Raw genomic sequence first — 21,544 nt, forward strand, 5'->3', positions numbered from 1 at the left:
GGGAAAGGAAGCCCCTTACCTACGCCACAACCAACTGTTGCATCTAATGGTTTGGTATATAAATCGAATCCAAAGCATACTCCAGGTCAGCCAAGTAATAGACCTAATGCAGGTATTGAACCTCAGGATTCACTAAAGCTTTTTGAGCAATCAATTCCGAGCACAAAACAATACCCAAATAAAGAGGTTCGCTTTACTGTTGATAGCCAGGGGAATGTACACCGTTTTGTTGGTACGAATGGTGAGTATCACTGGAACGGAAGTACCGCAGATAAGAATGCTTTGACCAGTGACCAAATACCAACCGCAATCCAGAAAAAATTAGGAGTCAGAATAAAATGATTTATGGTGATCCGCATTGTTTTGCTCTCCAGTTTGATATTGTTGAATGCTGGAATGAACCGGATGATATCTGGAAAAATGGCCTTTTTACTTTATATATTGAGGGTAAAAAACTGTTTGATGTAGTAGATGTTTTTGAGTTGCGAACTACGTTTAGCTTTTATTCAAATGCACCAATTAATGAATTAGTTATCAACGAGTTGAATGTAAGTGCAGTTGAGCTATACAAGAATGCTAAAGATTATTTTCTTGGCGATGGTGAAGAATTGATTAATGGTTTATTTGATATGACTTGTGTTCCGATGGAAGATAATCGTTGCTACCTATATTTTATCAAGACAAATACTGGTGATAGGCTTGTATGGAGCACTGATGCTGGCGATAGTATAAAGGAAACAGTTCTCCCGTCCGGGACAATACTTAATGTAATTAATAAATTAAAAGTCTGCCCTTTATAAATCAATCCCGGCCATCTCGCCGGGATTTTACTATGCATACCAGTCAGTTACCCTTCCTCAGCCAGCCGTATCACCAGTTGCCCCGGCTGGCTGGTGACGTCCACCTTCTGCTCGGTCTCAAAGCCCATCTCAGCCAGCCAGTCGCCCTTAAGATGCAGACCGGGCGACTGGCTGTAATACAAAAACTCCCCGCTGCGCGTCGCATGTCTGCGGCTGATATAGCCCACAGTGTACCGGCGGGTTGTGGTTGTGACGGTCTCTGGCCACCGCTGCCCTTGTAAATAGACCCGTTTTAGTTCCATGCACTTTTTGAGATCCCGGCCAGATATAAGCCCTGAAAAAATCGTTTTCCCGCCGCTGCAACCAACCCGTTTATCTGGCTAAGCCGCGTCAGTTATTTAATCTGGCTGACCGCCGCATAGCTCAGGTAAGCGCTATCCGCAGTACCGTTGAGCAGACAGATACTCAAACCGGCTTACGCGCCAGCAGCGTTGCGAAGCGCAGCTTAATACGATTACCTTGCGCGTCAGTTTTATGCAGCGCGCCGGGGTTCTCGTTGTACTTCAGAATATCCCAGCCGTCGTAATAGCCCAGCAGCTCGCTGCGGCTAAAGGTAAAGGGGAACGGCATCGGACAGGGATAGTCCGGCGTACTCATTGCCGCCACAATCAGATTGTGGCCGCCCTGCGTGGTGGCCTGCTGCATCTGAGCAATCAGCCCCGGGATCGTCTCCGGCTGCAAAAACATCATCACCACGGTAGAGAGCAGAAAATCGTACTGCTTCTCAATCGTGACCTGATTTAAATCGCACTGCTGCAGGCGAATCCCCTCCAGCGCCTCGGTGGCAATAATCTGTCGCAGGCCATTCAGGCTGTCGCTGTTTTTATCCCAACCCTCAACCTCAAACCCCTTCTGATGCAGATAAAGCACATTGCGCCCGTTGCCGCAGCCTAAATCCAGCACGCGCCCCGGCGGAATGTTTTTTGCCGCTTCCACCACCTCAGAATGCGTCGGCGTTAGCTGATAGCGGCGGTGATAGTAATCCTCCGGCTTGCAGTAAAGTGCCAGCTGGCACTCCATGTCCGGGCTGAAACCGGTCACGCGATGCAGTTGCTCCGGCCCCAGACGCGGCGGGCGGGAATCAGCGGTTAAGGTTAAAGTCTCGGTTATCTCGCCCAGCTCAGTCAGCAAGGCGAGATCCAGCGTGCCTTTATACAGCTTCGGCTGCGCCCAGCTGCCCGCCTCGGTGCGGTAAGGCTGCTGCCAGGCGGGCGGCAAGGTATCACTGTTCCAGCGCGGCAGCGTTTGATAACAAATCAGGTCGGTCATGTTTGGCTCCGTGTTTAACGGGTTAACTGTTTCAACAGGGGAAGCGCCTGCTTCATATGATCTTCACTGACCACGAACGCTTTGAGCTGTCCGACAGCGTCCACTCCTTTTGCCACAATGCCCGCTTTACTGAACTGCATCTCCCAGTTCAGATCGGGATCGCCCGCGCTGCCTGCCAGGTGCAGCGGCAGATCCGGCGTTTTAACCCTTACCAGCATCGCCGGCAGGCTCAGGCTGGCGCTGTTGCCGGTCAGGTTTTTCGCCAGCGTCATCGCTGCCAGCTGAGCCGGTTGCAGGTACGGCATCAGTTTGCCCTGGATCTCTGCACAGTCGCCCAGCGCAAAAATATCGGGATGCGACGTGGTCAGCCGATCGTCTACCACGATGCCGCGCCGCGTGGTCAGGCCCGCCTGTTGGGCCAGCGCAATGTTCGGACGCAGGCCAATGGCACATACCGCCGCATCGCAGGTGATCTGCTGGCCGTTGCTCAGCGTGGCGACCAGCGTATCGTGATAGCGCGCCAGCGAAGCCAGTTCGCTGTTAAAGCGCATCTCCACGCCTGCTTGCAGCAGGCGATGTTGCAAACGACCGCTGATTTCCGGCGGCATCAGCGCGGATAACAGGCCGCCGCTGCGATCGATTACCGTTACCTGTTTACCGGCGCGATTAAGGTCCATCGCCAGTTCAGTGCCGATGAGTCCGCCGCCAAGCAGCAGCACGCGTTGCGCGCCCTGCAGGCTCTCTTCACACTGCCGATACTCCTGCTGGCTGTTCAGGGTATACATCAGCTCACTGCCGCTGACCGGCGGCACCAGTGCCTCGGCTCCGGTAGCCAGCACCAGCTTGCCGTAGGCGAAGTCGCCTGCCGTGGTCTCAATGCGATGCGCGGCGGCATCAATACGCGTTACCCGCGTATGCGGATGCAGCATGATGTTGTTCTTCTCCGCATACTCAGCGGCGGTAACGCGGGTCAGATCGTCGGCCCGCTGCGCCAGAGAGAAAACGTGGCTCAGCTCTGGCTTATGGTATTCATCGCAGCTATCCGCCGCGATCAGGCGGATAGCGATCTCTTTATTCTGCTGACGCAGATTTTTAATCAGCTGTCGGGCGGCAAAGCCGGAGCCGATAATGACAATATCTGATGACATAGTCTTAGCCCTCGTACGGGTCAAAAACGTCTTTACCCATGCCGCATTCCGGGCAGAGGAAGTCGTCCGGTACGTCAGCCCAGGCGGTGCCCGGCGCAACGTCCTGAGAATCTTCGCCGGTCGCCGGGTCATAGACCCACAGGCATACGCTACAGATCATCTTTTGTTCAGCATCGCCTGAGGCGACGCTTTCCGGCGCGGCGCTAACCGGCACATTCAGCGCGGCGGCAGGTGCAGCGGCAGGCTCCGGCTGGGCAACGTTTGCTGGCAGCGGAGAGAGTGCCCACTGACGCGCAATAGTGCGGCCATGCTCACGGCACGCTTCCAGCGCTTTGCCGTCCGGACGCCATTTAGTTTTCAGGCTAAGGGACATCTCAAAGCCTGCGTCCTGTAAGCGGGTAGAGAGGCGATCCACCGCACCGCCGCTCCAGCCGTGCGAGCCGAAGGCGCTGGCGTGTTTGTTGCGGAAGCGCAGACCGGTGATCTCTTCAACCAGACCAGCGATTTTCGGCATCATCACGTTGTTCATGGTAGAGGTACCCACCAGCACGCCTTTTGAGCGGAACACATTGGTCAGCACTTCGTTTTTGTCGCTGCGCGCCACGTTAAAGATTTTCACTGCCACGCGCGGGTCAACTTCGTTAATGCCCTGAGCAATGGCATCGGCCATCATGCGGGTGTTGTTGGACATGGTGTCGTAGAAGATGGTGATGCGATCTTCCTGGTAGTCCGCCGCCCATTTCAGGTACAGCTCTACAATCTGCGTCGGGTTATCGCGCCATACCACGCCGTGAGAAGTGGCGATCATGCTCACCGGCAGGTTAAAGCCAAGGATTTCATTGATTTTCGGCGTTACCAGGCGGCTGAACGGCGTCAGAATGTTGGCGTAGTAGCGCTGGCACTGCTCAAACAGCTCAGTCTGGTCTACTTCGTCATTGAACAGATGTTCATCGCAATAGTGCTGACCAAAAGCGTCGTTACTGAACAGCACCGCATCTTCGGTCATATAGGTCATCATGCTGTCCGGCCAGTGCAGCATTGGCGTTTCCACAAAGATCAGCTTTTTGCCGTTACCGATATCCAGCGAGTCGCCGGTTTTCACCACGTTAAAATTCCACTCCGGATGATGGTGATGGCCATTAATTGAATCGATAGCGTTTTCAGTACAGTAGATCGGCGTATTGGGAATACGCGTCATCAGCTCGGTCAGCGCGCCCGCATGGTCTTCTTCCGCATGGTTGATGATGATGTAGTCGATTTTATCCAGATCGATTTCCTGCATCAGGTTGGTCACGAATTCACGGCTGAATTTATGATCGACGGTATCAATCAGGACGTTTTTCTCTTCTTTTATCAGATAGCTGTTGTAGCTGCTGCCTCGCAGCGTTTTATATTCGGTACCATGAAAATCACGTACTTCCCAGTCACGTTGGCCTACCCAGGTAATGTTATTTTTAACGTGAATGCTCATTTTGGTTCCTCAACAGGTTCATAAAGTTTCTTTTCTTATTGCATGCGGCGTGCCAACTTTTATTTCGTTGATATTTAAGCGTTTTAATTTTCGTGATTGTTAAAGTGACAATTGAGGTTTATTGTGTTTTCAACAATGGCATTGTGGAAAAGACAGCATGTCTATCTCAGTTGAAGGCCTGGCCGCGCTGGCCGTAGAGATCCAGAACGGACTTTCCCGCTCCGATCGTTTTAGCCGGATGATCGCCAGTATTCATCACCTGCTGCGGTGCGATGCCACCGCACTGTTGCGCTATGAGGCGCAGCATTTTCGTCCGCTGGCGACCGCCGGACTGGCACCGGATGTAATGGGGCGTCGTTTTAAAATCGAGGCGCATCCGCGTCTGGAAGCGATTGCCCGCGCCGGAGATGTGGTGCGTTTTCCGGCGGACAGCGATTTACCCGATCCCTATGATGGATTGATCCCCGATCGGCATGAGCTGCATGTGCACGCCTGCGTTGGGTTACCGCTGTTTTCCGGTCAGGATCTGATCGGTGCGTTGACGCTGGACGGCATGAATGCCAGCCAGTTTGATGATTACAGTGATGAAGAGCTGCGTGTGGTGGCAAGCCTGGTCGGCAGCGCTCTGAACAACGCGCTGCTACTGGAACAGCTGGAGCAGCCGGGCAACGCCTTTACGCTCGGCGCTCACCGGCAAAGCACCGGCGAAAGCAGCGAAATGATTGGCGAGTCGCTGCCAGTGCAGCAGCTAAAGAAAGAAATTGCGGTGGTGGCACCTACCGATCTTAATGTGCTGATCAGTGGCGAGACCGGTGTGGGGAAAGAGCTGGTGGCGCAGGCGCTGCATCGCCAGTCGGCGCGTGCTGCCAGCCCGCTGATTTATCTGAACTGTGCGGCGCTGCCGGAAACGGTGGCGGAAAGCGAGCTGTTCGGTCATGTGAAAGGGGCTTTTACCGGTGCGGTACACGATCGTACCGGCAAGTTCGAAATGGCCGATAACGGCACGCTGTTTCTGGATGAAATTGGTGAGCTGACGCTGACGCTACAGGCAAAATTGCTGCGGGTACTACAGTATGGCGATTTGCAGCGCGTCGGCGAAGACCGACATCTGAAAGTGGACGTGCGCATTCTGGCCGCCACTAACCGTGACCTGCGGCAGGCGGTGGCGGAGGGCAGTTTCCGCGCCGATCTGTATCATCGTCTGAGCGTATTTCCGTTGCAGGTTCCGGCGCTGCGCGAGCGTGGCGAAGATATTATTTTACTGGCCGGTTACTTCTGTGAGAAATGCCGGGTGAAATTTGGCCTGCAGCATATCGCGCTCAGCGCGGCGGCACGCAGCATGTTGAGCGGCTACGGCTGGCCTGGCAATATTCGTGAGCTGGAACATGCTATCTATCGCGCCACTATCGTTGCGCAGGCGGATGCCCGCAACGGCGATATTTTGCTGATGCCGCAGCACTTTTCCCTGGATAGCGCAACGGAAGTGGCGGCAACGCCGCCGCTGGCAGAAACCCTGCCGCAGCAGAGCCTGCAGGACGCCACGCGAGATTTTCAGCGGCAGTATATTTCCCGGGCGCTACAGGCCAGCAATAATAACTGGGCCGCCTGCGCCCGGCGGCTGGAAATGGACGCGGGTAATCTGCACCGTCTGGCGCGCCGGTTAGCGTTGAAATAGGGCAAAAGGTAGCTATGAGCGGCCTTTTGCTACCCAGTTGTAAACAGGATAAATTACAAGATTCGGTTAATTTAATAATTAACTCATTGAAAATTATTAAAAATAAACATTTACAGTGGGGCTTGGCTGCGTATTATTTGTGCATAGTGAGGATAATATGCAATGCAGGGAGGTATCTGTGCCGCTACATGGAAAGTTCGTTATTAACGATGCTGATTACGCGCCGTTGACAATATATGGTGTTGGCACCTTTATGGCCTGGTCGGGAAACGATATTTATCGTAATAAAGGAGGCTGCGTGGCTATACCCGATAATGGCCCTTTACCACCGGGGAAATACTGGATCGTGGTTCGCGCATCCGGTGGCCCAGGTTCTATAGCTAAAGCGCTGATAAAAGATACCGCCAACGGTTTTTTAGGGGATCCGTCTAATCATTGGGAGTGGTTCGCCCTTTACCGTGATGATGCCAGGATAGATGATTTTACCTGGATTAATGGCGTGCAACGCGGTCAGTTTCGTCTTCATCCAGCTGCTGGGCAAAAACAATCGTTGGGATGTATCACTTTACTGCATAAACCAGATTTTCAGCTGATTCGTACCCTGTTGCTCCACACCAATAAAATTAGAGTTCCGCGTGCTGAAGGGCTTTTATCATATGGCACTATTGAGGTGGTTAGCTATGGCAACAGCTGTCCGTAAAACCTGGCGGATTGTACTGTTTATTGCGCTGTTTCTGTTTTCGCTGCGCTTTATCCATCCGTACCCGATACAGTTCACGATCAAACAGTCTGGCCAACTGACTCAAATCGCAAATCGCCTGGGCTTTCGTGATCCGGAGATGTTTTATCTACTGGCGGTTATGCTCATCAATACGCTTATCACCTGCATACTCTATTTTATAGCCGTGCGTGGCTGGCGGCTGTGGCGGCAAAGAAAAGCGAAACCCGAACATCGTAACCCGTAACGCAATTTATCGTGGGCGGTCACCACAATCTACAGTCAGCTTGTTACCCGTATCACATAAAATAAAAAACATAAGACTTTAATCAGATCCCGCAATTGTTGTCGTTTGCCTGGCTCTCTATAACTGCTTTTCAGAGCCAGGGAGGGTGCCCCTTTGCAAACCAACAAGGCGGACCAAGATGCGAGCAACCTTATCGGTTAAAGAAAAAGTCAGTTACGGTCTGGGCGATATGGCAAGCCATATCGGCCTGGAAAACGTTATTATTTTTCTCACCTTCTATTACACCGACGTGGTCGGCTTACCGGCAGTGTTTGTCGGCACGCTGTTTCTGCTGGCGCGCATTGCCGATGCTATCGTTGATCCGGCGATGGGGCTGATCGCCGATCGCACCCATACGCGCTGGGGGAAATTTCGCCCCTGGCTGCTTTGGCTGGCGGTGCCGTTTGGTATCAGTTGCCTGTTAATTTACGCCGTACCTGAGTCGCTGTCGCTGACCGGCAAGATGATTTACGCCAGCGTAACCTACTGCCTGATGATGCTGCTTTATACCGCCATCAATATTCCCTACTGTTCGATGGGCGCGATCATCACCTCTGATGATACCCAGCGTGTTTCTCTGCAATCCTGGCGCTTTTTCCTCGCCACGCTGGGCGGAGCGATGTCCACTTTCCTGATGATCCCGCTGGCGGAGTGGCTGGGCGGCGGCAATAAGCTGGATGGCTATTTCAACGCCATGGCGGTGATGGCGAGCCTGGCGGCGGTAATGTTTTTGCTCTGCTTTTACAACACCCGTGAACGCGTCAGCGTCAAAGGCACCCATGAAAACTTTCGTGCCGACCTGCGCGATATGTTGCGTAACGATCAGTGGCGTATTGTCGCGCTGCTGGTGTTTTTTAATATCGCCTTCGGCGTGGTGCGCCTTGGGGCGATGATGTATTACGTTACCTATTATCTGGGCGATGCCAGCCTGTTTATGTGGCTGCTGGCCGCGCATATTGTTGGCAAATGTGTCGGCAGCGGGCTGGCAAAGTGGATGACCCGGCATCACAGCAAGCTTAAAGCCTTTACTTTTAGCGCCGTCGCCTGCGGTTTGTTAAGCATTTCCATTCTGTTTCTGCCAGCAACGCTGACGCTGCTGGTGGGCATGACCTTTATCGTTTCCAGCTTCTATCAGGTCACCACCACGCTGATGTGGGTCATGATGTCCGATGTGGTGGACTACGGTGAATATCGTCAGGGTAAACGCATGGACGGCACCATTTTTTCCACGCTGCTGGCGGTGCTGAAAATGGGCATGGCGGTGAGCGGAGCGATTGTCGGCTGGACGCTGGGGCTCAGCGGCTACGTGGCGCAGGCACCGCAGCAAAACCCTGCCGCTATGCTGGCTATCATTGCGCTTTTCTCCGTGATCCCCGGCGTGCTTTCACTCTGTAGCGCCCTGACTATGCGCTGGTATCGGCTTAATGACGACACGATGCGCCAGATTAACCAACATAAAACCGTGGCGGCGCAGCCCGCCGATGGATCTAACGCTTTGCAGCCACAGGAGTTGTCATGAGTGAATTACGTGCAGAATCGCACCGTCTAATCTGGCAGTTCGATCGTCAAACGCTAATTATCGAGCCGTGGGGAGAGAACAGCCTGCGGGTACGCGCCAGCTGCCAGCCTGACATTACGGATACTGACTGGGCATTGCTGCCAACGGCACCGCTGCGGGTAGAAATTACACAAGGAAACGAGACGCTTAGCCTGCGTAACGGCAATATTACCGCCACGCTGAACCAGCGCGGCCAGCTGGCTTTTTATAATCAGCACGGCGAACTGTTGCTGGAAGAGTTCTGGCGTCAGCGCACCACGGTAGGTATTGGTGCCACGGAGAAAAGTCAGGATAAATATATCAGCGCGCTGAAGCTGGATGGTCGCGAGTTCCGTCCGATTCCGGGCGGCAAATATCAGCTGACGGTGCGTTTCGAGGCGCGGCGTGACGAAAAGATTTACGGGATGGGGCAGTATCAGCAAGAGGGGCTGGATCTCAAAGGATGTACGCTGGAACTGGCGCAGCGTAATTCTCAGGCCAGCGTGCCTTTTATGGTTTCCAGTCTCGGCTATGGCTTGCTGTGGCATAACCCGGCTATTGGCGAGGCGACCTTCGGTAAAAATATTACCCGCTGGCAGGCGCAGGTCACCGATCAGATGGATTACTGGATCACCGCCGCCGATTCACCAGCGCAGATTGTGCGCCAGTATGGCCGCGCGGTAGGCACTGCGCCAATGATGCCCGATTTCGCTACCGGTTTCTGGCAGTGCAAGTTGCGCTACCGCACCCAACAGGAGGTGCTGGAGGTGGCGCGCGAGTACCGCAGGCGTCAGCTACCGCTATCGGTCATTGTGATCGACTTTTTCCACTGGCCAAATCAGGGCGACTGGTGCTTTGATCCGCTCGACTGGCCAGATCCGGCGACGATGGTCAAAGAGCTAAAAGAGATGGGCATCGAAACCATGGTCTCGGTCTGGCCGACGGTGGATAGCCGAAGCGCCAACTATGCGCGTATGAAATCGCGGGGATTGTTAGTCAACAGCGATCGTGGCGTATCGGTTAATCTGGATTTCCTCGGCAATACCACCTTTTTTGATGCCACGCATCCGGCGGCGCGAGAGTTTGTCTGGCAGGAGGTGCGGCGCAACTATTACGATCTCGGTATTCGTACCTTCTGGCTGGACGAGGCGGAGCCGGAGTATCGCGCTTACGATTTTGATAACTATCGCTACCATCTGGGGCCGGTGCTTGAGGTGGGAAATATCTATCCGCAAAAGTTTGCGCAAGGCTTTTGGGAAGGACTGCAACAGCAGGGCGAAACGGAGATCGTCAACCTGGTGCGCTGCGCCTGGGCGGGCAGCCAGCGTTATGGTGTGCTTGCCTGGTCGGGAGATGTCCATTCCTCATTTCATGCGTTGCGTAATCAATTCTCGGCTGGTCTGAATATGGCGATGGCCGGTATTCCCTGGTGGACCACCGATATTGGCGGCTTTCAGGGCGGAAATATTCACGATCCCGGTTTCCATGAACTGCTGATCCGCTGGTTCCAGTGGGCGGTATTCTGTCCGGTGATGCGTCTGCACGGCTATCGTGAACCGCAAATTCAGCCGCAAGAGGCCTGGCGTAACGGCATTGCGCAATGCAACAGCGGGTCGCCGAATGAGGTCTGGAGCTATGGCGAGGAGAACTACGCGCTGATGAAGGAATGTCTGCTGTTGCGCGAGCGTCTGCGGCCCTATATTCGTCAGCTGATGCAGGAAGCGCATCAGCAGGGCGATCCGGTGATGCGTCCGCTGTTTTATCACTATCCGCAGCAGGCGGAGAGCTGGCAGATAGAAGACCAATATTTGCTGGGACAGGATCTGCTGGTGGCGCCGGTACTGCATGCCGGTCAGCGTGAGCGCCGCCTTTGGTTGCCCGCAGGCGATTGCTGGATTACGCGCAGCGGGACGCAGTATCAGGGCGGTCAGTGGCTGACAGTAGAGACGCCATTGCATGTCATTCCGGTGCTGGTACGTGCCGAGGCTGACCCGGCGTTGGTGGCGGCGATGCGCGCCTGATTAATCGTAACCCTTTGCCTGAGGAATAACACCTCAGGCAATCAACTTAGCCAGAAACGCGCCAGCGTCTTATATGGCGCATCCTCCTTCGAAACACACTTCGTACCATCAGGCTCAATCCATTTTTATTAGCGCGTTATTAGCGAAAAAAGTGGCTGGGGATAAATTATAAATAGTGACGGAATAGTAAAGAAAATAATTTGTCTTTTTTAAACTTGCCCGCTAATAAGTAATTATTTTATGATAATTGAAATTATTTGACTGTTTTTTAAAGAGATTGATAATTATAAGTCATAACGTGATGCGTTAATTTATTTTGCTGATAATTACGTTATATTCATCGCTCAGAATCGTAATGTTGCCGGTAAATTAATTCAGGGAAGTTAATTATGAAGGGCTCTGTTTATCATTTTCAAAGTATGCGCGGATGAAGAAAAAAGGTTACACGCCAACGCCGCACGATGCCACGTTCCGGCTGTTTCTGACGCAGCCGGAGATCGCCCGGGATTTCATGGAACTCCATCTTCCGAAGGAGCTGCGCGTCATTTGCGATCTTAATACGCTAAAGCTGGAATCCGGCTCTTTTGTCGAGGATGATCTTCGTCAGTACTTCAGCGATGTGCTTTACAGCCTGAAGACCTCCGCGGGTGATGGCTATATCCACGTCCTGGTAGAACATCAGTCGGCTCCGGATAAGCATATGGCGTTCAGACTGATACGCTATGCCGTGGCGGCGATGCAGCGTCATATCGAGGCGGGCCATAAAAAGCTGCCGCTGGTGATACCCATGCTGTTTTACACCGGTAAACGCAGCCCCTATCCCTATTCCACCCGATGGCTGGATGAGTTTGATGATCCGGCACTGGCAGAAAAACTTTATAGGAGCGCTTTCCCACTGGTGGATATCACTGTAATACCTGACGATGAAATTATGAACCATCGCAGCATGGCAGCACTTACGCTGCTGCAAAAACATATTCACCAGCGTGACATCGCTACTCTTATTGATCGTCTGGCTACGCTGCTGATGGCTGATTATCTCTCTTCACCCCAGGTAATGGCACTGATACACTATCTGTTACAGGCGGGTGAGTCAGCCGATGCCGAAACCTTTGTTCGAGAACTGGCACAGCGTGTGCCGCAACACGGAGACGCACTTATGACCATCGCACAGCAGCTTGAACAGAAGGGGATTGAGAAAGGTATCGAAAAGGGGATTGAGAAAGGTATCCAGCTTGGTGAACAGCGCGGCATTGAAAAAGGGCGTAATGAAGGCAAACTTGAAGTTGCACGCAGCCTGCTGAAAATGGGCATGTCTCGCGAGTCTGTTTTGGAAGCCACCGGTCTTACTGAACACGAGCTGGCACAGCTTCGTCACTGATGTTTCATCCTTTACACTCCCTGCCTGGTCGTCAGCATTAGAGTAAAATGTCGGCCACATAAAGGGAGCGTGCGCTGCTCTTCCAGCAAAAGAGGCGATTTACCCCATCTCCTCTTTGTGGCCGTGCATAGCCACCCGCAGGGTAAGCCTCAGGCAATCAACTCAGCCAGAAAATCCCCCAGCGCCTTACGCGGATCATCCTCTTCCGAAACAATCATCTCAATACCCCACTGGCCTAATACCTCTTTTGCCACCGGATTACTCCGGTTAGTAAACAGATAAGAAGTGGGACGAGCGGAAGCCAGTCCGGTGCGGCCCCACATTTTTGTCAGACGATAGAACAGCAGGCGGATATTAAAATCGCTGATGCTGTAGCCGACAAAAAGCACTGAATTACCCATGACATCGTGCGTCAACTTAATATCCAGCGGCGAATCAAAATAGAGACGTTCAAAATAGCTGCTTTCATCCAGCACAATAGAGGTATCGTCATCAAAATCGCCGTGCAGCTTAATAATATGACGGCGGTTTTCAGTAAGTGAAACCAGATCGGCGGCGTTCGCCACTTTGTAATAGGGCACCTTGTGCGCGTCATGCGCCATCTCCAGCCAGCGATCGTAGTTGGTGGTATAGATGCGTGAAAAATGTCCCTGGGTAATCATGGTGTGAATTTCTGAGGAACGCACATCAATATCAGGACGGTGCCACTCGCGATCCATCCAGCTGCGCAGCGGACCCAGCGATCCCTTTTTCTGCTTGTAATACTCCGCCAGTGACAGATGGGTGCCGTAAGTATTGAAAATTTTCGGATCGTAGCCCAGCTCCTGTGCAAGATGAGCAATCAGCTCATGCCACTCCGGCAGGCCCAGGTTGCGTGAAACGCCTGCCCCGGCGAAAAGAATTAACTTTCCGGCATCGTAGGCACGTTTCAGTTCAGGTTTCATGGCAGATTCCTTGCGGTTTTCAAAAAGGCAGCAAAGCGATCCAGCGCCAGCCGCCGCATCGAAATTTCATGCTTTAGCTCACCCATTTCGGCAAAAGTCTGCGTATGGCCTTCCGGCACAAAGATGCAATCCCAGAGAAATTCACGCGAACCCGCAGGCTCAGCGATGATCTTACCGCGTACCTCGCCGGAAAACTGATACATTTTGCGCCCGTCGCAGTAGCCCAGAACGGTTTTCGCCGTGGCGCTCTGGCTGTCCAGCGCCTGCACCAGCGCGGTAAAGCGATCGGCATCCAGTCGATGCCAAAAAATGCGTGTCAGCCCGGCGGGCAGGCCGTTCAGCCCGTCCAGGTAAAGACCGGTATGCTCGACAAACAGCGGCCGCCCAATCAGGGAAAAGGCTTTGGTAAGTTTGTCGTGTACCAGCTCAACTTCATCTTCCGTTTGTATTTCCTCAATCCGACAGGCCACGGAGAGCACTTCTACACCGATGGGCTCAAGGATTTTACGTACTTCGTCCAGCTTGAGTTCATTACTGGAAAGAAACCGTATTTTCATTGCTTCACCTAATTCTGTCTCTGCCGGTATGGTTATGATTATGTGCGCAGGAAAGCGCCGACCGGTGTCAACCAGTGTAGACCAGATAGGGATGGGAAGGCAGCAGGGAAAAGCAGGGAAGGGGCATCGGGCAGAAAACCCGATGCCAGTTAATTTTAGTAGCCGGTTTCCTGTGTTTTCAGCGATCCTGCACGCTCTTTAACAAATTCCGCCGCGCGCTTACCTGCAAGGAAAGCGTGATCGGAGTTGTAGTATTCCCACTCGCTGTAGCGCCCCGATAGCAAAATATCCTGCTGTAGCAGCCAGTCGCGAATCAGCGCAATACTGGCTTTACGCGCATGATCGTACACCACGTAGGCATAGGGAATATCAATCTGATTAGCAGTAAGAATCGGGTCGTCGGCGGTAATCATACCCACCGCGATACACTCCTGGATGCAGCGCTCAATTAACGCATCGCCCTCTGCCGGCAGCGGCTTATCCGGCGAATAGCTGATCTCGAAAGTTAAACCGCAGCCTCCGAGCGGATTACAGAGCGGACTGGCATTACCCTGTACAAAGATGCGATGAAACAGGGTATCGCCCGGATAATAGATCCAGTGCTTCTCGGTTAGATTGGCGCGTCCCACGCCGATATTGACGCAGCGAATGGATACGTGACGCAGTTTTGCCACCGCATCGTGGATCTCCTGCGGCGCTTCATCACCGATCATTGCAATCAACTGTGGCAGCGGCATGGTACTGATCAGCTGATCGTAGCGATAGCGCCGTCCGTCAGTCAGCACGGCGATATGCTGTTCAGGATGCAGTTCGGCCAGCATGCTGTTGGTCTCCAGCTCACAGGCGAGATGCGGCAGAAAACCGTTCATCAGCGCCTGGAAGCCGCCTTCCAGCGGATAGCCAAAGCGCGCGTTCGGCCCCATGGGTTTCTCCAGCGGTGCCAGCGCGCCCTCAATGATTTGCGCCAGATCCGGCAGCGGTACGCGTCCGCCCAGCCAGGAGGTTTCCATCTCCGTTAGCGGCAGCGCCCAGAGTTTGCGGTTATATGGCAGGGCGAAATGTTTAGCGATGCCGCGTCCCCAGGTACGGAAAATAAACTGTTCAAAGTTCTCTGGCTGCGTCGTATTTTCCTGTCCGGCGAAGAGATCGCCATCTGGCACCGTGCCGTCGGCGCAGCAATCATGGCGTCTGGTTACCGATAGCGCGCTATTTGACGCTTCTGCGGCTTCATGGCTGACACCGTAGCGCGCCTCAATTGCGCCAAGGATACACTCTTTAATCACCTCGGCAGGCAGGCCATAGAGTGAACCCTGGAAGGGGTAGCGGGTATAAATGCCGTCGTTATAAACCCACGCTTCGCGCATCTGCCAGTGCAGGTTATCGCCCAGCAGCATTTCATACATTTTCAGGACATATGGGTCCTGCGAAAACATGATGTGTCCGGCATAGTCAAAGGTGAATCCTTTGTCCGTAATCGAACGACACCAGCCGCCTGGCGTGGCATTTTTTTCCAGTACCACGGCGCCTTTACCATAATGGTAGCCCGCGCTCAGTCCGGTTGGTCCGGCACCGATAATCAGACAGGGAACCACTGACTGTTGCTCGGTAGCAGGATTCAGGCGGCGGGTGATTTGCTGTACTTCATCGGCAATCACTGGCATGACGCTTTCCGGCACGGGCATAGGTGTTTTGGCAGCCCCTTTTTTCATCAGCGAGAACATCTGTTCCGCTGCCGCATCCCACGATGTGGCTGCCACCACCGCCTGCATGCGCTGCGCCAGCTGCTCACGATCGTCGGGGCTGATGCTCAGCGCCCGCTCACAGGCGTGAATAAACTCTTCGGGACGGTAAGCGATTGCGACCAGCTCTGCATAATGTCGTGCGACATCGGTAATCGCGGTGCTGACAATGGGCAGTTGGGCCGCCATATACTCCAGCACTTTGGTCGGGCTGATAAATTTTGTTGAGGCGTTTAAAGCGAAAGGCATCAGGCACACATCCCAGCCGGCAAGAAACTGCGGCAGCGCCTCGTAAGGTTGCTGACCCAACCAGTGGATATTAGCGCGCTGCGGCAGCGTAGCCGGATCGATTTTCACTACCGGACCAACCATCACAATTTGCCATTCCGGGTGCGCATCGGCCAGCGCGGCTACCAGCGACAGATCGAGGCGCTCATCAATTACGCCGTAATAGCCAAGGCGCGGGCGCGGTAGCATCTGCTGCTGTGGATGTCCGTTGCTGCGATCCAGCGCCTGTTCAAAATGAATGGCATCGACGCTGCTGGGAAAGCAGTAAATGGCGTGATGCTTGTGCTTTTTCGCTTCATACAGGCTGGAGCCGCCGGTAAACACCAGATCGGCACGCGCCATCAGCGCCGATTCACGTTGCTGAAGCTGGCGCGGAGCCATATTAAAGGCGGAAAGCTCATCCATGCAGTCATAAACCACCAGCGAAGGTGTAAAGGGCGTAAGCAGAGGCAGCGCCATCGGCGTATAGAACCAGACGACCGGTTGCTCTTGTTCATCCACCAGTGACGTCAGTAACAGCTGCAGCGTTGCGATTTGATCATCATGAAAACCCGGCGCGGCGATTGGCGTATGCGGCTGAATAACGGTGACGTTGGGAGCAGGATTCGAATAATGCAGCGCTGGCGATCCCGCCTCGTAAATCGGCTCTTCAATAAACAGCACGCGATAATGCTGTGCCAGACGAGACAGCAAATGCTGCGGACGCTGAAAAACAAAACCCCAACGCAAATGGCTAAAAACGATCAAAGTCTTTTGCTGCATACCATTCTCCTTATTCTCCGCGGTCGGAGCGATAAATGACTGAAAGTTCTGTAAAGTACGCTGCGCCTGGCAGAGCGCCGTGGCGTAGGGTTGATTGATAATGCGAAGAAAAGGATCGGGGCCATGGTGGTCGAGATCCCACAGCCCGCTACGCGGCCAGGCAAGCGGGTCATTCCATGCTGGTCGGTCGATAATGGGATAGAGGCAGACGCCGCACAGCTCAGCGCCGCTGAGCTGTGCCTGCGCAATATGCGCGGTCACCTCCGCGATCCAGGCACCGCGTCCGCTGCCTATATGGCTGGTTTCCGAGAGCAGTACCGGGCGTTGATAACGCTGATGCAGCTCCGTCAGCATTTGATGCAGCGGCTTGCGCCGACGATCGCCCAGATGCCAGTGCAGCCGATTCATGGAAGGGAATGCCCACTGATTATCGTGATAATAATTCGCGCCGATCAGGTCGAGATAGTGCGCCGCCCCGCCCAGCTCCGGCGCCAGTCTGCCGCTCAGCATATCCCATGCCTGAAACTGCGCGTTACTGTGGGACTGTGCCGTCAGCTTTGCCTCTGGCATATCCCCTTCTGACACCAGATGGATAATGGGATCGCAGTGCAGAATGCGCGCCCGGCTGTCGGCCTGCCAGATTGCGTCGCAGGCGGCCAGTGTCGCCTTAACTAACTGACGTTTACAGGCGTCGGCGGGATCGGATTCCGGCAGGTTAGCGCAGGGAAACAGTCCAACGGCAATCCCCCAGCTCAGGAAAGAGATTTCATTTATCGGCGAGTAGATCGGCAGTGTGGAATAAGGCGCAAGGAAACGCACGGTGGCCGCGCAAAAGGCGGCAAAGCGTGGAATAAAATCGTCAGAGAAAAGAGTAAGATCTTCTGGCCAGCCATAGTGACAGAGTGTCCAGCAGATTTGAATGTCCTGCTCCTGCGCCGCCTCGATACGCGAAACCAGCGAGGAAAAATCATATTCACCGTTGCGTTCGATAAGCCGCCAGCCCACACTTTCACGCACCGAATTAATATTAAAGGCTTTTAGCGCTGCATAATCCTCTTTAACCCGTATCAGGTGAGCGTTAGTGTCATTCATCGCTAACCGGGTGCCGTGCGGGTTAATATGATCCGCGCCTTCATAACCTGCCTGCCAGAATGAGGCAAAGGGTGTCATCATTATTTCTCCTGCAGCTTTGCCAGCATAATAAAGCGCGCAGCTGCATCCGCTGAATCAAAAGTAACGGCAAAAGCCGCTCAAATTTGTAGGCCATTAAAAAGCATGCCAGAAGGCAGAACCTGGTGGCTGTATAAGCAAGAGTAGAGGCTGGGGAGCCCTGGCAAATTAATAAAGTGATAAAAGACTAATTACGGTTACGCTTGTTTATATTGATTTAATTAAATAATTTAACAATGAGAAGGGTTAGCTTAAGTATAGGCAAGCCTGATCGCTGCGCAAGAAATGCGCGCCTAACCCTAATAAGTTAGGAATATCCTTATAGTGGTAAAGATAAAGAGGTGATTTTTATTAATGTATTTAGCAAAATAAGCGTGACGGTAACAGCGCCAGCTTATTTATTAATAAACGCCGCCAGAGAAAATTAAAATGATAAATAATAGAGTGTTGAAAAATGGTTTCGCTTTTTTTCCAGTAATAACCGGGCATGCGCGTGTTATGAATGTTTGAGCTACTTAAGCGCTTTGGTTATATATAAAAAAGCAGAAAGATGAGGGGCAATTTTAAAAAGATGGATGCTAAATTCTGTAACCGCATAACGCTCGGCGTTTTCCTCTACAGCGCGCCTTCGCCCTGCTGTTATTACTTTCTGTCCCGGCTATGATAGCGAAGAGATAACGCAACGGGACAGTGAAATGATGGAAACACGGCGGCAGGATACATCTGTTTTTCAACAGGTCATGCAGCAGCAGGCCGCAGAAAAAAACATCGTTCTGGACGGGCAACAGCTACAGCTTATTACCCGTCTGGATGCGTTAATCGCACCGGTGCTGTCACGCGCTCAGCGGTTTCATCACGGGCTCTACATCTGGGGCGAACCGGGACGCGGCAAATCATTTATTGCTGATGCGTTTTTTAACTGGGCACCGCTGGCGCAGAAAAAACGCGTGCACTTTCATCTTTTTTTCCGCGAACTGCATCAGATAATTGCGCGCGGCAGTAGCGTTGAGGCCGCGATCGAAGCCTGCATTGGCCGTTGTCAGCTGCTCTGCTTTGATGAATTTCATCTGCATGATATTGGTGATGCGATGCTCATCAAGCCTTTGCTGGAGCTGCTGTTTCAGCGCGGCGTATTGCTGGTTGCGACCTCAAATCATCCACCGGAAAATCTGCTGGCTAATCCGCTCTATCACCAGCGCTTTCTCTCATCGATTGCGTTAATCAGAGAGAAAATGGAGGTCATCGCACTAACCGGAGAAAAAGATTACCGCACGCTAACGCATGAAGCTCAGGGCGCGTTCAGATGTGGCGGACTGCTGATTGGCGCCACGCAGGCGCAGCGGGAACGGCTGGAACTGCCTGCACCGGCAGAAGCACCGGTGCCGTTAAAGGTAGGCTATCGTATCCTTGAAACGCTCTCACCTGCCGGGGCGTTTCTGCATTTTTCTTTCAGCGCGCTGTGCGCCGCGCCAACAGCGGTGATGGACTATTTACAGCTCTGCGAGCAATACCCGCAGTGGCTGGTGGAAGATGTGCCGCCGTTGGCCCAGGTTTCGCCTGCTATTCAGCAGCGTTTTATTAATGTGATTGATGTGCTCTACGATCGCCAGTGCCGGCTGTTTTTAACCACGGATTATCCCCTGGCGACGCTGACGCAGGGTGTGGAGCTGGATGATATTCAGCGCACCCACAGCCGCCTGAATGTGCTGCCGGTTTATCAGAGATAATGCCGCTGCGCTTGCGTTACGAGCGAGTCAACTATACTGAAACGGTATTCGGTTATTCAGTCATAGCAGCTTATGCTGCTGTATTAACTGAATAATAAGATGTTCCTGCATTGTATTGACGGCCTTTGTCGCCGTTCACCTGAAAGGAGACGTTTCTGTTATGACCAGTCGACCACAGCCGCCGCAGCCAGAGCAGCAGCAAGATGTACCCGGCACTATTTTTGATATGCAGCCAGCGCCCGATCACGGTGAAACCAGCTATAAAGGTTCGGGCCGCCTTGCGGGTAAAAAAGCGATTATTACCGGTGGCGATTCCGGGATTGGCCGCGCCGTGGCTATCGCCTATGCACGTGAAGGGGCCGATGTACTGATTTCCTATCTGAATGAGCATGAAGATGCCAAAGATACCGCTCGCCTGATTGAAGAAGCAGGGCAAAAAGCTGTGCTGGTGCCGGGCGATATTACCGAAGCGGAACATTGTCGCCATATTATTCAGCAGGCGGTCAGCAACTTCGGACAGATCGATATTCTGGTCAATAATGCGGCCTTTCAGATGACCCGGGATTCGTTGGATGAGATCAGCGATGAAGAATTTGACCGTACGATGAAGACCAATCTTTACGGCATGTTTTATCTCTGCAAAGGGGCGGTGCCGCATATGCCTGCCGGCTCATGCATTATTAATACCGCCTCGGTTAATGCCGACCAGCCGAAACCGAAACTGATTGCCTATTCAGCAACCAAAGCGGCAATCGTTAATTTTTCCGGTAGCCTGGCTGCGCTGCTGGCTGAAAAGGGGATTCGCTCTAATGTAGTGGCGCCTGGCCCCATCTGGACGCCGCTGATCCCCTCCACCATGCCCGTAGAGCAGGTGAAAAATCTGGGTAGTGAAGTACCGCTCCAGCGCGTCGGGCAACCGGCCGAACTGGCACCCGCCTATGTGATGCTTGCCAGCGATGAGGCCAGCTATATTTCTGGCTCAACCGTTGCGGTTACCGGCGGCGTTGCGGTTATCTGATACGAGAGTACGGCAGCCACACGCTGCCGTGATTCAGCAAAGCGGGATCAGTTGAAGGGATACTCTTTTGCCAGCAGGCGTGCAATGACATTCAGCGCGCCTTCATCATCATGACTCTCTGTACGGTAGCGCGCTGCCGCCGTTACCGCTTCTGTGGCGTTCGCCATTGCAAAACTGTAGCCCGCCTGACGCAGCATTTCGATATCATTGCCGCTATCGCCGATCGCCACTACCTCGCAATCGTCGATGCCCCAACGCTGCTGAAGCAAGCCGATCCCGTGCGCCTTGTGCAGGCCAGGAATAATCAGGTCAACAAAGCCGAAACCGCTGGAAACCGGATGCACAATATTCTTTGCCGTATTAAGCGCTTTGGTTAACCGCTCAATTAGCGGAGCGACACCATCATGCGGCAGATTAAGCGAAAATTTAAAAATGGTGTCATCGATATTGTTGAGATCGGCGCACTTTTCCAGGCGACGATAGTGATTTGACAGCAGCGCCACCACCTCGTCCGGCATCGAGGGAGAGATATAAGCACTACGCTTGCCGCAAACCACAGTATGAATTTCCGGCTCTTCGGCTAAGATTGCCAGCACCTGCCGGACACTCTCCGCACTAAGCTCTCCGCAAAATACCTCTTGATTTTGATCGCTGATCCAGGCGCCGTTTTCCGCCACAAATGCGATTTCATCAGCGATTTCACGGAAATAGCTGTGCAGCTGATAATACTGATTGCCGCTGGCCACCACAAAACGGATGTTTCGTTCTTTCAGCTGAGCATACTGACGCAAAAAACGCGTTTTGTTATAACGCTTGGCGGAATCAAGAAATGTTCCATCCATATCAACCGCAACCAATTTTACCGCCACCGGGTTCTCCTTCAGATAACAGATCGAGTTTTCGCCGCCCCGCGCCAGCAAAGGCGGAGTGGGTCGCTAAGATTAACAAGGATAGTGGCTGGAAGAGCGCTGTA

The 21,544-nt window shown here is 53.2% G+C and carries 17 protein-coding genes and 1 pseudogene; 10 read left to right on the forward strand and 8 right to left on the reverse strand.

The window, feature by feature from the left end:
- Together ACQE3Y_RS03975 and ACQE3Y_RS03980 are read left to right on the forward strand one after the other, a co-directional pair.
- Positions 1 to 342, forward strand: a pseudogene (locus tag ACQE3Y_RS03975) (VENN motif pre-toxin domain-containing protein); the annotation flags it as partial.
- Entirely contained in the window at positions 339 to 800 is a 462-nt protein-coding gene (locus tag ACQE3Y_RS03980; RefSeq protein ID WP_426980938.1) for an immunity 42 family protein, read from the forward strand. The pseudogene ACQE3Y_RS03975 and the gene ACQE3Y_RS03980, both read left to right, overlap by 4 nt.
- Positions 801 to 847: 47 nt before the next feature.
- Here ACQE3Y_RS03980 and ACQE3Y_RS03985 read toward each other — a convergent pair whose 3' ends face one another.
- The 4 genes from ACQE3Y_RS03985 to norV form a co-directional block, all read right to left on the reverse strand.
- Entirely contained in the window at positions 848 to 1,027 is a 180-nt protein-coding gene (locus tag ACQE3Y_RS03985; protein WP_426980940.1) for a SymE family type I addiction module toxin, read from the reverse strand.
- A gap of 238 nt (positions 1,028 to 1,265) precedes the next feature.
- Positions 1,266 to 2,129, reverse strand: coding sequence for an SAM-dependent methyltransferase TehB (tehB, locus tag ACQE3Y_RS03990; RefSeq protein WP_426980941.1), 864 nt, complete (start codon positions 2,127 to 2,129; stop codon positions 1,266 to 1,268).
- Positions 2,130 to 2,143: 14 nt separating this feature from the next.
- Positions 2,144 to 3,277, reverse strand: coding sequence for an NADH:flavorubredoxin reductase NorW (norW, locus tag ACQE3Y_RS03995; RefSeq protein ID WP_426980942.1), 1,134 nt, complete (start codon positions 3,275 to 3,277; stop codon positions 2,144 to 2,146).
- A gap of 4 nt (positions 3,278 to 3,281) precedes the next feature.
- Positions 3,282 to 4,748, reverse strand: a complete 1,467-nt coding sequence (norV, locus tag ACQE3Y_RS04000; RefSeq protein ID WP_426980943.1) for an anaerobic nitric oxide reductase flavorubredoxin — start codon at positions 4,746 to 4,748, stop codon at positions 3,282 to 3,284.
- Between the two features lie 157 nt (positions 4,749 to 4,905).
- On the opposite strand from norV, the gene norR reads away from it, so the two are divergent.
- The 6 genes from norR (at position 4,906) to ACQE3Y_RS04030 (ending at position 12,366) form a co-directional block, all read left to right on the forward strand.
- Entirely contained in the window at positions 4,906 to 6,423 is a 1,518-nt protein-coding gene (gene norR, locus ACQE3Y_RS04005) for a nitric oxide reductase transcriptional regulator NorR (RefSeq protein WP_426980944.1), read from the forward strand.
- A 178-nt stretch (positions 6,424 to 6,601) separates the two neighbouring features.
- Complete coding sequence (locus tag ACQE3Y_RS04010) at positions 6,602 to 7,123, forward strand: DUF2778 domain-containing protein (RefSeq protein ID WP_426980946.1); 522 nt, start codon at positions 6,602 to 6,604, stop codon at positions 7,121 to 7,123.
- The gene (locus tag ACQE3Y_RS04015) at positions 7,104 to 7,388 is read left to right on the forward strand and encodes a hypothetical protein (protein WP_426980947.1); all 285 of its coding nucleotides are present in this window, start codon (positions 7,104 to 7,106) and stop codon (positions 7,386 to 7,388) included. Before ACQE3Y_RS04010 ends, ACQE3Y_RS04015 begins: the two co-directional genes overlap by 20 nt.
- Before the next feature lie 178 nt (positions 7,389 to 7,566).
- On the forward strand, positions 7,567 to 8,946 hold the full coding sequence (locus tag ACQE3Y_RS04020; protein WP_250652008.1) for a glycoside-pentoside-hexuronide (GPH):cation symporter: 1,380 nt from the start codon (positions 7,567 to 7,569) through the stop codon (positions 8,944 to 8,946).
- On the forward strand, positions 8,943 to 10,985 hold the full coding sequence (locus ACQE3Y_RS04025) for a glycoside hydrolase family 31 protein (protein WP_426980948.1): 2,043 nt from the start codon (positions 8,943 to 8,945) through the stop codon (positions 10,983 to 10,985). The genes ACQE3Y_RS04020 and ACQE3Y_RS04025 overlap by 4 nt, the downstream gene beginning before the upstream one ends.
- Before the next feature lie 427 nt (positions 10,986 to 11,412).
- Positions 11,413 to 12,366, forward strand: a complete 954-nt coding sequence (locus ACQE3Y_RS04030; RefSeq protein WP_426980949.1) for an Rpn family recombination-promoting nuclease/putative transposase — start codon at positions 11,413 to 11,415, stop codon at positions 12,364 to 12,366.
- Between the two features lie 149 nt (positions 12,367 to 12,515).
- Here ACQE3Y_RS04030 and ACQE3Y_RS04035 read toward each other — a convergent pair whose 3' ends face one another.
- From ACQE3Y_RS04035 to ACQE3Y_RS04045, 3 genes are all read right to left on the reverse strand, one after another.
- Positions 12,516 to 13,310: an SIR2 family protein gene (locus ACQE3Y_RS04035; protein WP_426974663.1), complete on the reverse strand. Its 795-nt coding sequence runs from the start codon at positions 13,308 to 13,310 to the stop codon at positions 12,516 to 12,518.
- Complete coding sequence (locus ACQE3Y_RS04040) at positions 13,307 to 13,867, reverse strand: non-canonical purine NTP pyrophosphatase (protein ID WP_426974662.1); 561 nt, start codon at positions 13,865 to 13,867, stop codon at positions 13,307 to 13,309. Before ACQE3Y_RS04040 ends, ACQE3Y_RS04035 begins: the two co-directional genes overlap by 4 nt.
- Before the next feature lie 155 nt (positions 13,868 to 14,022).
- On the reverse strand, positions 14,023 to 17,826 hold the full coding sequence (locus ACQE3Y_RS04045; RefSeq protein ID WP_426981179.1) for an NAD(P)-binding protein: 3,804 nt from the start codon (positions 17,824 to 17,826) through the stop codon (positions 14,023 to 14,025).
- A gap of 695 nt (positions 17,827 to 18,521) precedes the next feature.
- Between ACQE3Y_RS04045 and zapE the strand changes: the two genes are divergently transcribed.
- Together zapE and ACQE3Y_RS04055 are read left to right on the forward strand one after the other, a co-directional pair.
- Positions 18,522 to 19,553: a cell division protein ZapE gene (gene zapE / locus ACQE3Y_RS04050; protein WP_426980951.1), complete on the forward strand. Its 1,032-nt coding sequence runs from the start codon at positions 18,522 to 18,524 to the stop codon at positions 19,551 to 19,553.
- 160 nt (positions 19,554 to 19,713) lie between these two features.
- Positions 19,714 to 20,571, forward strand: coding sequence for a glucose 1-dehydrogenase (locus ACQE3Y_RS04055; protein WP_426974660.1), 858 nt, complete (start codon positions 19,714 to 19,716; stop codon positions 20,569 to 20,571).
- Positions 20,572 to 20,618: 47 nt separating this feature from the next.
- Here the strand turns inward: ACQE3Y_RS04055 and ACQE3Y_RS04060 are convergent, their stop codons facing one another.
- Positions 20,619 to 21,440, reverse strand: coding sequence for a Cof-type HAD-IIB family hydrolase (locus ACQE3Y_RS04060; protein ID WP_426980952.1), 822 nt, complete (start codon positions 21,438 to 21,440; stop codon positions 20,619 to 20,621).
- Positions 21,441 to 21,544 lie beyond the last annotated feature (104 nt).

This window comes from Pantoea sp. FN0305 (genome assembly GCF_050113845.1).
GTDB lineage: Bacteria > Pseudomonadota > Gammaproteobacteria > Enterobacterales > Enterobacteriaceae > Mixta > Mixta alhagi.

What these genes read in the sequence shown, in the direction of transcription:
- ACQE3Y_RS03980 (WP_426980938.1), top strand. Translation starts at nt 339, where the DNA reads ATGATTTATGGTGATCCGCATTGTTTTGCTCTCCAGTTTGATATTGTT.
- tehB (WP_426980941.1), bottom strand. Translation starts at nt 2,129, where the DNA reads ATGACCGACCTGATTTGTTATCAAACGCTGCCGCGCTGGAACAGTGAT.
- norW (WP_426980942.1), bottom strand. Translation starts at nt 3,277, where the DNA reads ATGTCATCAGATATTGTCATTATCGGCTCCGGCTTTGCCGCCCGACAG.
- norV (WP_426980943.1), bottom strand. Translation starts at nt 4,748, where the DNA reads ATGAGCATTCACGTTAAAAATAACATTACCTGGGTAGGCCAACGTGAC.
- norR (WP_426980944.1), top strand. Translation starts at nt 4,906, where the DNA reads ATGTCTATCTCAGTTGAAGGCCTGGCCGCGCTGGCCGTAGAGATCCAG.
- ACQE3Y_RS04015 (WP_426980947.1), top strand. Translation starts at nt 7,104, where the DNA reads ATGGCAACAGCTGTCCGTAAAACCTGGCGGATTGTACTGTTTATTGCG.
- ACQE3Y_RS04020 (WP_250652008.1), top strand. Translation starts at nt 7,567, where the DNA reads ATGCGAGCAACCTTATCGGTTAAAGAAAAAGTCAGTTACGGTCTGGGC.
- ACQE3Y_RS04025 (WP_426980948.1), top strand. Translation starts at nt 8,943, where the DNA reads ATGAGTGAATTACGTGCAGAATCGCACCGTCTAATCTGGCAGTTCGAT.
- ACQE3Y_RS04030 (WP_426980949.1), top strand. Translation starts at nt 11,413, where the DNA reads ATGAAGAAAAAAGGTTACACGCCAACGCCGCACGATGCCACGTTCCGG.
- ACQE3Y_RS04035 (WP_426974663.1), bottom strand. Translation starts at nt 13,310, where the DNA reads ATGAAACCTGAACTGAAACGTGCCTACGATGCCGGAAAGTTAATTCTT.
- ACQE3Y_RS04040 (WP_426974662.1), bottom strand. Translation starts at nt 13,867, where the DNA reads ATGAAAATACGGTTTCTTTCCAGTAATGAACTCAAGCTGGACGAAGTA.
- ACQE3Y_RS04045 (WP_426981179.1), bottom strand. Translation starts at nt 17,826, where the DNA reads ATGACACCCTTTGCCTCATTCTGGCAGGCAGGTTATGAAGGCGCGGAT.
- zapE (WP_426980951.1), top strand. Translation starts at nt 18,522, where the DNA reads ATGATGGAAACACGGCGGCAGGATACATCTGTTTTTCAACAGGTCATG.
- ACQE3Y_RS04055 (WP_426974660.1), top strand. Translation starts at nt 19,714, where the DNA reads ATGACCAGTCGACCACAGCCGCCGCAGCCAGAGCAGCAGCAAGATGTA.